Source organism: Glutamicibacter soli, from assembly GCF_003309065.1.
Taxonomy (GTDB): Bacteria; Actinomycetota; Actinomycetes; order Actinomycetales; family Micrococcaceae; genus Glutamicibacter; species Glutamicibacter soli.
Genome location: NZ_POAF01000003.1, coordinates 375,045 through 387,661 on the forward strand (window position 1 = coordinate 375,045; position 12,617 = coordinate 387,661).

Genomic DNA, 12,617 nt, shown 5'->3' on the forward strand with positions numbered 1-12,617 from the left:
CCTCGAACCTGAGAGAAACCTCTTGATTCTCGAAGATGCCTCCTTGCCCGAAGACCCACTTCTAAGCTCAAGGGCATACAGGGTCGCTCTGTATAGATCCATGGCAACCGAACGTCGGAATGCGCATCCGACTTCACGTACGTCCCTAGAGAAAGGCGTGACATGAGCAACGAGAACTTTCCCAACACCAGCCCGTCTCCCGATCTGTCCGAGCCGGCCAACGGGACGGGAGTCCCTCCCCAGCCACCGGTGGCCCCGGCTCCGCCAGTTCCTCCAATGAATGACCAGTTCCTCCCTGAGCACGTGGAAACCGACTCTGCATCGCGCGTCGGCGCTGCCCACGGCGGGGAGGACGAATCCAAGCTAGCCCAGGCCGGCGAGGCGACCAAGGACCTTGCCGCCGAGGGCCAGCATTCGGCAGCCGAAGTCATGGACACCGCGAAGCAGGAAGCGACCATGGTCGCTGGCCAGGCCAAGGAACAAGCTGCCCACCTCTTTGAAGAGCTCGGCGCGGATTTGCGCGAGCAAACTTCGCTGCAGCAACGCAAGGTTGCCGAGAACCTTCGAGATATCAGCAACGAGTTCCGCTCAATGCTCGACCAATCGCAGGCCACCGGCACCGCGGCTACGCTGGTGGATCAGGCGTCCCATCACAGTGGCCGCGTCGCGGACTGGTTGGACCAACGCGAACCCGGCGATCTGGTGGACGAGGTCAAGGATTTCGCCCGCAAACGCCCCGGCGCGTTCTTGGGCATCGCCCTGGGCGCTGGCTTGCTGGCGGGTCGAATCACGCGCAACGCCAGCGCCTCGAAAGAACGTCAGCGGCAGTCGCCAGAGGCAACCGCCAATGCCCCGGCGGGCACCAGCTATCCTTCCGAGCGACCGCACGCCGAACCGCTGAAGACCGCTCCCCGTGTCACGCCGCCACCGGTGGGGCAGGCCGATCCATCGGCGCTTCGCACCGGCACGACCGAGGACGAGCTGAACGACAATCCACTTCAGAAATACCCAGGGCTGAACCCGCGCCCTGAAGACTACCGGTAGGAGGCACCGATGAGTCATTCTGCTCCAGACTACGAACCTCATCCAGAGAACCCCGATACCCGCCCCCATAACCCCCGGATGGAAGAACCAAACACTCTGGGAACCCTCTTCAGCGACCTGACGCAGAACGTTTCGGTCCTGGTCCGGCAGGAAGTGGAGCTGGCCAAGACAGAGCTGAAGGAGTCCGCGAGCAATGCGGGCAAGGGGGCCGGGATGTACGCCGGAGCCGGGATCGCAGCGCATTTCGTCCTGCTTTTCCTCTCCGTAGCCGCATGGGTAGGAATCGGCCAGTGGACTGGCCATGGCTGGTCCGCGGTGATCGTCGCGGTGATCTGGGCAGTCATTGCCGCGATTCTCGCGGTCGTGGCGCGCAAGCAGCTCAAGTCGGTCAAGGGCATGCCGAAGACCGCCCAAACAGTGAAGAAGATCCCGTCAGCTTTCAATCCGAAAGAGGAAACCCGATGAGCAAGGATTCAAATGAACTTCGAGCAGACATCGCGCAGACCCGCGATGAGCTGCGCAACGATGTCGATGCGATTGTCGACAAGGTCAGCCCCAGCCACATCGCACACCGGCAAACCGCCAGAATCAAGGATTCGGTGAGCAGGGTCAAGGAAACAGTCATGGGACGGAGTGAAGACGTGAGCGAACGAACCCAGCAAGCAGCGCACGATGCCAGCGACGCAGTCCATGAAGCACCGCAGAAGGTCGCAGAGCAGACCCGCGGCAACCCCCTGGCCGCCGGGCTCATCGCTTTCGGTGCGGGGCTGCTCGCCTCGTCCCTTATTCCGGGAAGCCGCCAGGAGGAAGAGATGGTTCAACGCTTGAAGGACAAGGCCGAGCCGTTGACGACTGAGCTTAGCGATGCGGCCAAGCAGGTGGCTGAAGACATGAAAGAGCCGGTGTCGGCCGTAGTGGATGACCTCAAGGACACCGCTCAGCAGTCCGTGGATCGGGTGAAAGCGGAGGCCGTGAGCGAATCCCAGCATCTGAAGCAAGAAGCCAAGAGCAGCGTCCAGGACTACAAGGACCAAGCCTGACGAAAACCGATTAGCGCCAGGGCCGGCATCCCTCACAGGATGCCGGCCCTGGTGCGCGACGCGAGCGAGTCACGACAGGAGCATCGGCGTCCCCTGCTGAGCGGGCAGGGTCTGCTCCGATACGCTGGGCGCATGGGGTTGGATCCCGTATAACGATCGATTGATCTGGTCGATGAGATCTTGGAGCGATGCGACTTTCCCGCGCCAGAACGCATCATTCTCCCGAGCCCGGAATCCCTCGTACCCGTCATTCGACTCAATCAGCTCAACAAAGTGATCGCGATAAGCGCAAAGCGCAGCATTCAGCTCGGCGATTTGATCATCGTCGAGGTGGATGTTCAATAACGACCCTGACATTTCAGACCTTCCTTGCATCCCGGGGTGGGCCTGACGGCTTTGCCAGGCACACACTTCGAACAACTACTTAGGCCCTACCAGAAATTTCCCGCTACGACAGCGGAAATCGTGAATAAGGCCGCCACTGCATATCTCTCCGCTTCGCTGTTTCGCGCAACTGCGAAGCACCTTGTGCTTCTTGGCAGCGCATACCGAGCCTCGAAGCTTACCGCGGCGAAATGGACCCGTGTGGGGAAAGTGCCTGATCTCGACATGCCTCAGCGGCCAATCCAAGCCCGCACATTACCGAGAACAACGCGCCATCGACAACCAGCGGTTCATGAATCAGGCCAGCGGCACTGCGATGGCCGCTCGCCTCGGCTCTCGTCCCAATTGCTGTGGCTAGGGTCAACTCGCTAGTTCCTTGGGAGCCTCGCCCTTTGCCGCCGTTGAAATCTTGATGCGACGCGGCTTCGCGGCCTCAGCCACCGCGATGTCAAGGCGCAGGACACCGTCTGCGTAACGAGCTTGGATGGATGCCGGATCGAGATGGTCGCCAAGCACCAGCTCTCGGCTGAACTGGCCCCAAAGGCGCTCGGAGCCCGCGATATATTGACGGCCTTCCGGCTTGGCGCGTTCGGCACGAATCGTGAGAATGCTTTTTTCCACAACCATCTCGATTTGCTGGGCATCCATGCCCGGGAGGTCGAACTCCGCGTGGAAGCCCTCCTCGTCCCGCCACGCCTCCATCGGCATGGCGTGGACTGGCTCGGAGCTGAGCTGGGTGTTGAAAGCGCGTTGGACCAAGCGGTCGAAATCACGAAGAACGTCGGTTTGCATCATCGAAACTCATTCCTTTCGAAGCTGACATACGGTGATGGTGCAATTCACATCCCGCCAGATCTATGTCTGACGATGTAGATTTTATAACACGGCCTCGTGGCGGTACGCAAGATGCCTCGGGGAGTGTTTTTCGGGAAAAGCGGACAAACCTGTGCAGGCGCATGCCTCGCCCTCGACGGCTGCCGATGCCCCGGCATGAGCGCACAGCCGGCGCGGCTTGCATGCGCGCTTATGACCCCACAGTGAATAGTAGAAGCCGCATCCGTTGCCATCCGGCAAAGCAGCGGCACTGGAGTTCAAGCTTCACGGAATGCAGGCAGCTGCTTCACCACCGGCTCCGAGGCGTCGATGTTCCTGGAGCATAGTTCCCCGCTGTCCACCGGGCCTCGGCAACCAGGCGTCGTGATATCGGTGCACCCGGTTCAGGGGAAGCCCCGGTTTGTCCCAGCGGCTCTGGGCTCCTACGCATCCCGTACCCTTCCGCTGGGCGGGAGGAGCCCTTTGCCGACCAGAACCTGCAGGTGCCTCCGCGCGGGGGCACTGAGATGCCCTGGATAATTCTTGAGCTGTTCCGCCGTGGGACGTGATACTGGTGGGTTCCCGGCAATGGCGTAATCGCACGACATCAGGAATCCAAATGCGCAAGAAGGTAACGCCGCTGGCGGGATGCTTCCTTGCTGCATCCCGCGGCTTGTCCGCGCGGGCACGCGAACCTGAGCCAGCTTTTCTTGGAAATGATTCTTGCCCAGGGACGATTCGAGGGGAGTTTGCGCAGGATGTCCGCAGGGACAGTTCACATGCCAAAGGGCGCAGCACCCCCCCCCGGCGGGCTCCGGGGAGTGCTGCGCCCTTTGGCGTGTTGCCCTAAATCAAGTCGCCAGCCGGTTCGGCCTTGACCGGCATCACCATGGCGGCATCCTGCGGTACCCAGACCTTCGGGGTGCGGCTGAGCATGAATGCGATCACCAGCGCGGCGAGGCCGAAGACCGCGACGAAGCCGAAGGCCTCGAAGACGCCCTGCTCCCCCACCGCGGTGGTGACCGGGTCCTGGTGGCGGGCCAGCAGGTATGCGCCCACGGCGGTGGCCACGGACTGGCCGATATTGCGCACCATGGTGTTGGTTCCGGCGCTCTCCGAGGTATGCGTCTCGGGAACCGCCTCGATCAGCACGTTCGGCAGGGCGCCGAAGGTCAGGGCGATGCCCACCGCGTTGACCGACATGGCCACCAGGAAGACCAGCATGTTGCCCAGGGTGAACATGATTGTTGCGACAGCGGCGAGCATCAGCAGCAGGCCGGTGATGAACACGAAGCGCGCGTTGAACACCTGGGCGAGCTTGCCGCCCAGCGGGGAGAAGAAGTAGCCAAGCAGCGCGGTGCCCCCGCTGAACAGGCCTGCGGCCGCGGCGGAGAAGCCCAGGCCGAAGCCCATTTCCACCGGGTACTGCAGCACGTACTGGCTCGGCACCGACATGCCGCCGATAGGCCCGACCGCAGCCAGGAAGGTGGCGGTCATGACCAGGGCGATCTGGCGGTTCTTGAACATCTTCAGGTTCACGATCGGGCGTTGGGAATGCAGTTCCCACCAGACCCATACGGCGACGATTACCAGACCGGCGATCAGCAGTCCGCCGCCGCCCAGCGAGGCCCAGCCGGCCTTGGCGCTGTTGGACAGGCCCAGCAGGATGCCGGAAGCACCCAGCGGCAGCAGCAGCGCGCCGGCGATATCCAGCCGGCCGGAAGTGGTTTCGCGGGGCTTGTCCTTCGGAAGCACCACGAGCACGGCGATGACCGCCAGCACTGCCAGCACGCCGGCGAATAGGAAGATTCCATGCCAGGAGAAGGAGTCGATCATCAGGCCGGCAATCAGGGCGCCGCCGGCGCCGGCGATCAGCGCGGAGGCGCCGATCATGGAGACGCCCACGGGCAGGCGCTTCTCGTCGAGGTGCTCGCGGGCCAGGCCGAATGCCAGACCCATGACGGCACCGGCCGCACCTTGGATGCCGCGGCCGAGGATGATCATTTCAAGGCTGCTGCCGACCAGGGAGATCAGCGAGCCGATGGCGGCCAGGGCTAGCACCACCACCATGACCCGGCGCCTGCCGTACAGGTCGCCGAAGCGTCCGCCGAGCAGCGCCGCCGACGCGGACACCAGAAGGTAGATGGTGACCACCCAGGCCACGGCATTCGCATCCACGTGGAAGTCCGCCATGAGCGTCGGGAGGGTTACGTACATCATTGAAAGCTCGAACGCTGAAACAATCTCTGTCAGCACCAAGACCGCGACTACCGCCACGAATCCCGGAGCCGATGCACGCGTCGCACTCAGCTTTGGGGGTCTAGCCTGAGACATCTTTGTCCTGCCTTACCGCGCCGTTTCGGCGCTCTGAGGGGTCACCTAGGCACCCTCCGGACAGGACGCCCGGGCAAGGCCATGCGGTGATGTTCTTGCCCGAGCGGGCAGCTGTTTTAGTGGGTTGCGATACCCACCGACTTGGTCCAGAAGAACTCTTCCAGACCTTCAAGTCCGCCTTCGTTTCCGATGCCTGAGTGGCCGATGCCGCCGAAGGGGCGTTCGGCCGTGGCATTGAAGGCGCCGTTGACTGCGATCTCGCCGGTCTCCATCGACTCGGCCAGCCGCAGCCCGCGTCCCAGATCAGAGGTCCAGATGTACCCCGAAAGTCCGTAATCCGTGCCGTTCGCGATGTCCAGCGCATGCGCTTCATCGCGGAACGGAATCACCGCCAGCACCGGGCCGAATACCTCGTTCTGCGCCAGCGATCCATCCGGCTCCACGTCGGCCACGATGGTCGGCGGGTAGTAGAAGCCCTCGGCCAGATCCCCGCCCAGGCGCTGCCCGCCGGTGACCAGGCGTCCACCTTCTTCCAGCGCGTCGCCGAGCATCGAGTCGATGCGGTCGATCGCGGCCTGGTTGATGACCGGTCCGCACATGGTGTATTCGCCGGCCGGATCCCCGATGGGGAACTGCGCCGCGGCCTGCGCGACCTTTTCGATGAACTGCTCGTACACCGATTCCTGCACCAGCAGGCGGGTCGGCAGCGCGCAGGCTTGGCCGCTCATCATGCCGAAGGCGAAGAATGCCGCGTGGCCGGCGGCCTTGTCCAGATCGGCGTCTTCGAAGACCAGGTTGGCGGACTTGCCGCCCAGTTCCAGGATCATCGGCTTGAAGGTCTTGGCGCAGGAGGCGGCGATGATTTGCGCGGTGGCCGGTCCCCCGGTGAAGGTGATCTTCTTGACCAGGCGGTGCTCGACCAGTGCGGCGCCGGCCTGCGGGCCGCCGGGAACGATGTTGATCACGCCGTCCGGGATCCCCGCCTCGCGGGCCAGGTCCGCGAAGACGGTCGGGGTGAACGGGGTCAGCTCGCTGGGCTTGATGACCACGGTGTTGCCGGCGGCCAGGGCCGCCGGGACCTTCATGGCCAGGGACATCAGCGGCGCGTTCCAGGTGATGATGGCGCCGATGACGCCGTAGGGCTGGCGCAGCGTGTGGCCGAAGGATCCGCCGGCCCCGCCGTTGCTGGTGATGCGGCCCAGCGGCAGCTTGTCCGCCCAGCCTGCGTAGTAGCGGGTCCATTCCACTGCGGCGCCGACCATGTTCCCCGCGGTGATGCGCGGGGCGCCGTTGTCCGCCATGCCTGCGGCGGCCAGCAGCTCGGTGTTCTGCTCCATGAGTTCGGCGAGCTTCATCAGCTTGCGCGAGCGCTGGCTGGCGGGCAGCGCTCGCCATTCCAGGAAGGCGGCGCGGGCTGACAGCACGGCCTGGTCGATCTGTTCCGTGGAGGCCATGGGCACCAGGCCGTTGACCTTCCCGGTGGCAGGGTCGATGTGCTCGTGGGTGGTGTCGCCCTGAAGGATCACCTGCGCACCGATGCGCAGGGACGGGGCAGGCAGCTGGATGCCAGTTTCGACGCTCATGAGTTGGTCTCCGGTTCGTAGCGAAGCATGGTGATGTCTCCCTCGGGGTGGTCGCAGAAGACCGGGCGGACGCGCATGCCGATCTCCAGCTGCGCCGGGTCGGCGTTGACGATTTCGGTGGAGAACTTCGGTCCCTCGTCCCACTGGACGATGGCCAGGATCATTTCCCCGGCCGAGGCGAAATGGGCGGCCGGCGGGCGGGTGGCCACGGTGTAGGTGTACAGCGTGCCGGCACCGGAGATCTCGCGCCATTCAAGGTCGTCGGCTAGGGTGCGCGGGGCCAGCGGGCGCGGGTAGAAGATGTACTCCCCCAGGGACGGCGAGTACTGGATGCGGATCTTGCGCTCGGCAAGGGCGTCCCAGAACGGGCGGGTCAACGGGGTCGGAACCGGCAGCGGCCGGGACAGGGTTTCCGGGGTGTAGGTGGTCATTTTCTGGTTTTCCCTTTCTAGTCGCCCTGCAGGATCAGCGCGGTCTGCTCGCTCATGATGCCGCCGTTGCCGCTGACGAACGCGCGGTTGCAGTCGGCCACCTGGGCGGCGTTGGCGCGGCCCATGATCTGGCGCGCCCCGTCGATGACGTGGTGCATGCCGCCTGCCACACCGGCCTGGCCGAAGGACAGCTGCCCGCCGGCGGTGTTCATCGGGAAGTCCCCGCGGAAGGTCAGATCGTGGTTGGTCACGAAGTCCATGCCCTTGCCCTTTTCCGCGAAGCCCGCGTCTTCCAGGCTCATCAGCACGGTGATGGAGTAGCAGTCGTAGATGGAGACCATGTCCACCTCGGAGCGGGTGATGCCTGCCATGGAGAACGCCTGCTCGGCGGCGTGCACCATCGGCGAGGTCATCAGGTCGCGGGCGTAGGTCGGGGTCTTGTAGGGCACGCGTTCACCGAAGCCGGTGATCCACACCGGGCGGTTCTTGGACTTGCGGGCCAGATCCGCGTTGCCCACCACCACTGCCGCGCCGCCCTGGCAGGGCATGACGATTTCAAGCATGTGCAGCGGGTCGGCGATCATCGGCGAGTTCAACACGTCGGCCACGGTGATCGGCTGGCCGTGGAATACCGCCTCCGGGGTGGCACAGGCGTTGGTGCGCTGGTCCACGGCGATCTTGGCCATGGCCCGCTCGTCGTAGCCGAACTCGTAGCCGTAGCGCTTGGCGATCTGCCCGTAGGGGCCGTTCTGGCCCAGGTTGCCGTAGGGGATCTCGAACTCGGCCTGTGGGGAGCCGAAGGCGTTGGAGGAAGCCCCGAAGTGCATCTTGTCGTCCATCACGAACGGCTTGCGGTCGTCCATCGGGAAGTGGTGGGTGCCGGGGAAGGTCACCAGCACCGCGTCGCACAGGCCCAGCTCCACGGCGGCCGCGGCGCGCCAGATGCCGGCCGCGGATCCCGCGCCACCCAGATCGACGATCTCCGCGAAGTTCGCGTAGATGCCCAGGTATTCGGTGACGGTGGATGGAACGAACATGTCCGCCTCGCCGATCAGCGGGGTGATCACGCCGTTGACGTCCGTGGCGGACAGTCCGGCGTCATCCAGCGCGGCCTTGGACAGCCGGGCCCACTGCTCCAGGTTGAACGACGGTTCGCGGGTGAGCTTTCGCTGCGGTGGAAGTTCGCAGTAGCCGAGGATGGCTGCTTCGCCTCTCAGTCCCATGGGGTGACTCCTTAGTGCTAATTCTTTGATGGTGAAGTTCGTGTGTCAGGCGGCCGGCGCGTGCTGGCCGGCGAGGATGTCCAGACCCAGGGCCTCGAACCTGCTCCCGGATTCGCGCAGCGCCTGCAGCAGGCCGGCATCCATGATCGGTGCGGGCAGCACGGGGTCGGTGAAGGACAGGGCCTGCAGTCCCGGTTCGGCCTGCTCGTCGACCTGGAGCACCAGGCTGGAGCCCAGCGGCCAGGAGAACATGAGGGTCTGCGGGTCGTCTTCCAGGTTCATCACCTGGGCGCCGAGCACCGTGCCCAGCACCAGCCGGGCCTGGGCCGCGGAACGGATGCGGCCGGCGATGAAGTCCAGCCGCTGCGGCGGATTCTGCGCCCGGGGCTGTTCGTCCCAGGGGCAGTCGACCGCGCCGGGCGCGGTAAACTCGTCCTGCCCGTCAAGTGTCAGTTCGGTCTGCACCAGCTGCACCAGGAACCCCAGTCCGGTGTCCTTGGGGTGGAGGAACAGCTCCTTCCACCACTGGTTGTCCAGGTTTTCAAGGATGGTGCGCACCCCGGCCGCGCGGGCGAGGGTCATCGAGGCATGGATGTCCGCCACCTTGAAGGTGATGTGGTGCGGGTTGGCTGCGCCGTGGCTGCGGGCCAGGTGCTCGGCGACGAAACCGCCGCCGTCGGCGGGAGGCTGCAGCAGTTCCAGGCGCATGCCCTCGGCCAGTTCCAGCTGGCAGGGGCTGAAGGCACCCTGGTGGAATCCCGAGACCCAGCGGGCGCCGAGCGCGCGGTGCACGCTATCCCCGGCAGTGCGCCAGGAAGGCACGGCGAAGGCCACATGGTCCAGTTCGTGGGCGCTCATGAGACACCCCCGAGACGGGAGATGGAATGGGAAGGAAAAGGACTGGCCCCTAGGCTTCGGCCTGCTCCAGACGGTGCTGGATCAGCGCCACGAAGCGGTCGAGCACCCCGTAGGCCTGTTCCATGGTCTTGTCCTTCAGAATCACCCGCGAGACGACGTCCAGCAGCAGCGCCCACACCATCACGGTGATGTCCGCGGCTTCCGCATCGTCCAGAGCGCTCATTGCCTCGCGGATCGGTGCTTCCAGCACCTCGCCGAGCCGGGCCATGACCGGGGCGACGTCCTCCGCGGTGCTGCTGCGCAGCTGCAGGATCGCCTTGTAGAAGTACGGGTGCTTCTCGAAGCTGCTCAAGGCATTGCGCAGCCTGCGGGAGATCACTTCCGTGGTGCTCAGCCCGGCGCCCGCTGGCACCGTCCGCTGGGCGAAGGGCAGCGCCCAGTCGTAGACCACGTTCGCGTACAGGTGTTCCTTGGAATTGAAGTACCGGTACAGCGTGCCCAGCGCGACGTTCGCTTCGGAGGCCACGTCGCGGATCTGGATCGAGTCGTAGTCCTGCACTCGCAGCAGGTCCTTGCCCGCATCGATGATGCGCTGGCGCCTGACGACCTGGTAGGCCGGAAGCTCTGCCTGCTCCGTGGAAATGGTTCCTGCCATGATGTGCCTCGTAAGTGGTGTGTGCCGTGGATTCCCACGGTATCACCAAGTTTTGGGCGAATTGCCTATCGCCGGTATTCATTTACCGGTCCTTCCAGCGGATCAGGGCGTCCAGCGCCTCGATCTGGTTTCCGGCAACCCGCAGCGGATTGATTTCAAGTTCTTCAAGATCCTCACCCAGCCCCTGGGCGACCTGGGTGATCTGGAAGATCACCTGGGCGAGCTCGTCCAGGTCGGTGGGTTCGCTGCCGCGGAAGCCCTTGAGCAGGTCGATGCCGCGCAGCGATTCGAGCATGCGGCGGATCTCCGCCGGGCTGACCGGCAGCAGGCGCAGCGCGGAATCCTTCAGGATCTCCACCAGCACGCCGCCGAAGCCGACGGCCAGCATCTTGCCCCACTGCGGGTCGGTGATGATGCCGACCAGCAGCTCGTTGCCGGCAGGGCGCATCGGCGAAACCGCCACACCCTGGACCTGCGCGTCCGGAGCCAGCCTGGCCACGGAGTCCACGATGAATTCATAGGCCTCGGACACCTCTTCGGCGTCCTTGAGCATCAGGCGCACGCCCCCGACCTCGGTCTTGTGGGCGATGTCCTCGCTGGCGACCTTCAGCACCACCGGGTAGCCGATCTCCTGTGCGGTAGCCACGGCGTCCGCGGCGGAGGTGACAACACGTCCCGGCACGTAGGGCACACCCTGTTCGCGCAGGAAGTCGCCGGTCTCGATTTCGGTCCAGTGCTCGGCGCCTTCTGGCTTGGCGATGGCGGCCGGAGCCTCCAGCTTCGGCTCGGCGGACAGCTGCGCGGTGCGCTGCCCCCACCAGAAGCTGTGCCCGGCGGCTTCGATGCCGCGGTCGAAGGAGTCCGAGGCGTGCGGCAGACCGTGCTTGGCGGCGAAGCTGCGCGCGAACTCGTTGACCTCGGTGGGCAGGAAGCTCATGGCCACCACCGGCTTGGCCGAGCCCTTGAGCTGGCGGTGCAGGCCCTCCTGGGTCGGCTTGCCCAGGTCCACCATGAACTGGTTGTTCGGCCAGGAGGTGTTCAGCACCACGAAGTCGAAGTTCTCGTCGTTGATGAACGCGTCCCCGGCCTTGGTGAGGATGGACGGGTCCACGGAAATGTAGCCTGTGGTGTCCATCGGGTTGTTCACGGCGGCGAATTCAGGCAGGCCGTCTTCGCGCAGCTGGCGCACGGTGGACTCCGCGGGGGCGGGCAGCTGCAGGCCGGCGGCCTCGGCCTTGTCCGCCACCAGCGCGCACATCGCGCCGGAGCCGGTGACCACGCCGAAGCGCGGGCCGGGCAGCGCGCCGTAGGATTCGAGGATGCCTGCGGTGGCCACCAGGTCCTCGATGTTCGCCACCCGGATCACGCCGAATTGCTTGCAGACCGCGTCGAAGATCTTGTCGTCCCCGGCCAGCGAGCCGGTGTGCGCGGCGGCGGCCTTGGCGGAGGCCTCGGAGGCGCCGGCCTTGAATAGCACGATCGGCTTGCCGGCCTCGCGGGCGCGACGGGCCACGTCCAGGAACTGCTTGGTGTCCGTGACCTGTTCCAGGTAGGCGGCGATGACCTTGGTGTTCTCGTCATCCACCAGCAGCGACATGACGTCGATGGCGGAGATCATGGCTTCGTTGCCCACGGTTACGGAAATCGAGGTGCCCACCCCGCGGCTTGCCATGTACGGCAGCAGGTAGATGGCCAGTGCGCCGGACTGGCTTGCCACGCCGACCCCGCCGGCCACCAGCGGCAGCTCGGTCATATGGGCGAAGGACGCGACCTTTGCATGCGCGTTGATGAATCCCAGGTTGTTCGGGCCCAGGATCAGCTGGTCGGCTTCGCGGGCGCGGTCCACCAGCTGCTGCTGCAGCGCCTGGCCTTCGGCCCCTGCCTCGCCCAGCCCGGAGGCCAGCACGATCAGGTTGCGGATGCCGCGGGCGATGCACTGCTCCTGGATATCCGGCAGCGAGTTGGTGCCGGTGAGCACGATGGCAAGTTCCGGGGCTTCGGGAAGCTCGGCGGTGCTTGCGTAGGAGGCCTGGCCGTGGCATTCTTCGGCGCGGCGGTTGACCAGGTACAGCTGCCCGGTGAAGCCGGCGGCCAGGAGGTTCGAGTGGGCGAAGTGGGACCAGGTGGACTTGCTGTTCGCCCCGATGATCACAATCGAGCGCGGTTCAAGCAGTTCCCGCAAACGGCCCGGGGTGACGGGGCCTGCGGTGTTGATTTCATTGGTCACAGCGGTCATGCCTTAGTTGTCCTTT

The 12,617-nt window shown here is 65.0% G+C and carries 12 protein-coding genes; 3 read left to right on the plus strand and 9 right to left on the minus strand.

Going from position 1 to position 12,617, the window contains the following annotated elements:
* The first annotated feature begins 162 nt into the window (after window positions 1-162).
* The 3 genes from C1H84_RS08355 to C1H84_RS08365 are packed head-to-tail and all read left to right on the plus strand — an operon-like array spanning window position 163 to window position 2,084.
* Complete coding sequence (locus C1H84_RS08355; RefSeq protein WP_146955972.1) at window positions 163-1,044, plus strand: hypothetical protein; 882 nt, start codon at window positions 163-165, stop codon at window positions 1,042-1,044.
* 9 nt (window positions 1,045-1,053) lie between these two features.
* Entirely contained in the window at window positions 1,054-1,509 is a 456-nt protein-coding gene (locus C1H84_RS08360; RefSeq protein WP_424572709.1) for a phage holin family protein, read from the plus strand.
* Window positions 1,506-2,084 (plus strand): DUF3618 domain-containing protein, encoded by a 579-nt coding sequence (locus tag C1H84_RS08365; protein WP_113607109.1) that lies wholly within the window; start codon window positions 1,506-1,508, stop codon window positions 2,082-2,084. Before C1H84_RS08360 ends, C1H84_RS08365 begins: the two co-directional genes overlap by 4 nt.
* A gap of 69 nt (window positions 2,085-2,153) precedes the next feature.
* Here the strand turns inward: C1H84_RS08365 and C1H84_RS08370 are convergent, their stop codons facing one another.
* From C1H84_RS08370 to C1H84_RS08410, 9 genes are all read right to left on the minus strand, one after another.
* Complete coding sequence (locus C1H84_RS08370; protein WP_047120262.1) at window positions 2,154-2,441, minus strand: hypothetical protein; 288 nt, start codon at window positions 2,439-2,441, stop codon at window positions 2,154-2,156.
* A gap of 387 nt (window positions 2,442-2,828) precedes the next feature.
* A complete protein-coding gene (locus C1H84_RS08375) occupies window positions 2,829-3,263 on the minus strand; it encodes an Hsp20/alpha crystallin family protein (RefSeq protein WP_113607110.1) in 435 nt (144 codons plus the stop codon).
* An 864-nt stretch (window positions 3,264-4,127) separates the two neighbouring features.
* Window positions 4,128-5,615, minus strand: coding sequence for an MFS transporter (locus C1H84_RS08380; protein WP_113607111.1), 1,488 nt, complete (start codon window positions 5,613-5,615; stop codon window positions 4,128-4,130).
* A gap of 116 nt (window positions 5,616-5,731) precedes the next feature.
* Window positions 5,732-7,198 (minus strand): aldehyde dehydrogenase family protein, encoded by a 1,467-nt coding sequence (locus C1H84_RS08385; protein ID WP_113607112.1) that lies wholly within the window; start codon window positions 7,196-7,198, stop codon window positions 5,732-5,734.
* Window positions 7,195-7,629 (minus strand): Zn-ribbon domain-containing OB-fold protein, encoded by a 435-nt coding sequence (locus C1H84_RS08390; RefSeq protein WP_047120267.1) that lies wholly within the window; start codon window positions 7,627-7,629, stop codon window positions 7,195-7,197. The genes C1H84_RS08385 and C1H84_RS08390 overlap by 4 nt, the downstream gene beginning before the upstream one ends.
* Window positions 7,630-7,646: 17 nt before the next feature.
* Window positions 7,647-8,852 (minus strand): thiolase family protein, encoded by a 1,206-nt coding sequence (locus C1H84_RS08395; RefSeq protein ID WP_113607113.1) that lies wholly within the window; start codon window positions 8,850-8,852, stop codon window positions 7,647-7,649.
* A gap of 45 nt (window positions 8,853-8,897) precedes the next feature.
* The gene (locus C1H84_RS08400; protein ID WP_113607114.1) at window positions 8,898-9,710 is read right to left on the minus strand and encodes a VOC family protein; all 813 of its coding nucleotides are present in this window, start codon (window positions 9,708-9,710) and stop codon (window positions 8,898-8,900) included.
* 49 nt (window positions 9,711-9,759) lie between these two features.
* A complete protein-coding gene (locus C1H84_RS08405) occupies window positions 9,760-10,365 on the minus strand; it encodes a TetR/AcrR family transcriptional regulator (protein WP_113607115.1) in 606 nt (201 codons plus the stop codon).
* Window positions 10,366-10,447: 82 nt separating this feature from the next.
* On the minus strand, window positions 10,448-12,601 hold the full coding sequence (locus C1H84_RS08410; protein ID WP_113607116.1) for an acetate--CoA ligase family protein: 2,154 nt from the start codon (window positions 12,599-12,601) through the stop codon (window positions 10,448-10,450).
* Window positions 12,602-12,617: the final 16 nt, after the last annotated feature.

Excerpts from the sequence above, each read along its gene's own strand:
- C1H84_RS08410 (WP_113607116.1), bottom strand. The coding sequence starts at position 12,601 with ATGACCGCTGTGACCAATGAAATCAACACCGCAGGCCCCGTCACCCCG.
- C1H84_RS08385 (WP_113607112.1), bottom strand. The coding sequence starts at position 7,198 with ATGAGCGTCGAAACTGGCATCCAGCTGCCTGCCCCGTCCCTGCGCATC.
- C1H84_RS08395 (WP_113607113.1), bottom strand. The coding sequence starts at position 8,852 with ATGGGACTGAGAGGCGAAGCAGCCATCCTCGGCTACTGCGAACTTCCA.
- C1H84_RS08370 (WP_047120262.1), bottom strand. The coding sequence starts at position 2,441 with ATGTCAGGGTCGTTATTGAACATCCACCTCGACGATGATCAAATCGCC.
- C1H84_RS08365 (WP_113607109.1), top strand. The coding sequence starts at position 1,506 with ATGAGCAAGGATTCAAATGAACTTCGAGCAGACATCGCGCAGACCCGC.
- C1H84_RS08355 (WP_146955972.1), top strand. The coding sequence starts at position 163 with ATGAGCAACGAGAACTTTCCCAACACCAGCCCGTCTCCCGATCTGTCC.
- C1H84_RS08360 (WP_424572709.1), top strand. The coding sequence starts at position 1,054 with ATGAGTCATTCTGCTCCAGACTACGAACCTCATCCAGAGAACCCCGAT.
- C1H84_RS08390 (WP_047120267.1), bottom strand. The coding sequence starts at position 7,629 with ATGACCACCTACACCCCGGAAACCCTGTCCCGGCCGCTGCCGGTTCCG.
- C1H84_RS08405 (WP_113607115.1), bottom strand. The coding sequence starts at position 10,365 with ATGGCAGGAACCATTTCCACGGAGCAGGCAGAGCTTCCGGCCTACCAG.
- C1H84_RS08380 (WP_113607111.1), bottom strand. The coding sequence starts at position 5,615 with ATGTCTCAGGCTAGACCCCCAAAGCTGAGTGCGACGCGTGCATCGGCT.
- C1H84_RS08375 (WP_113607110.1), bottom strand. The coding sequence starts at position 3,263 with ATGATGCAAACCGACGTTCTTCGTGATTTCGACCGCTTGGTCCAACGC.
- C1H84_RS08400 (WP_113607114.1), bottom strand. The coding sequence starts at position 9,710 with ATGAGCGCCCACGAACTGGACCATGTGGCCTTCGCCGTGCCTTCCTGG.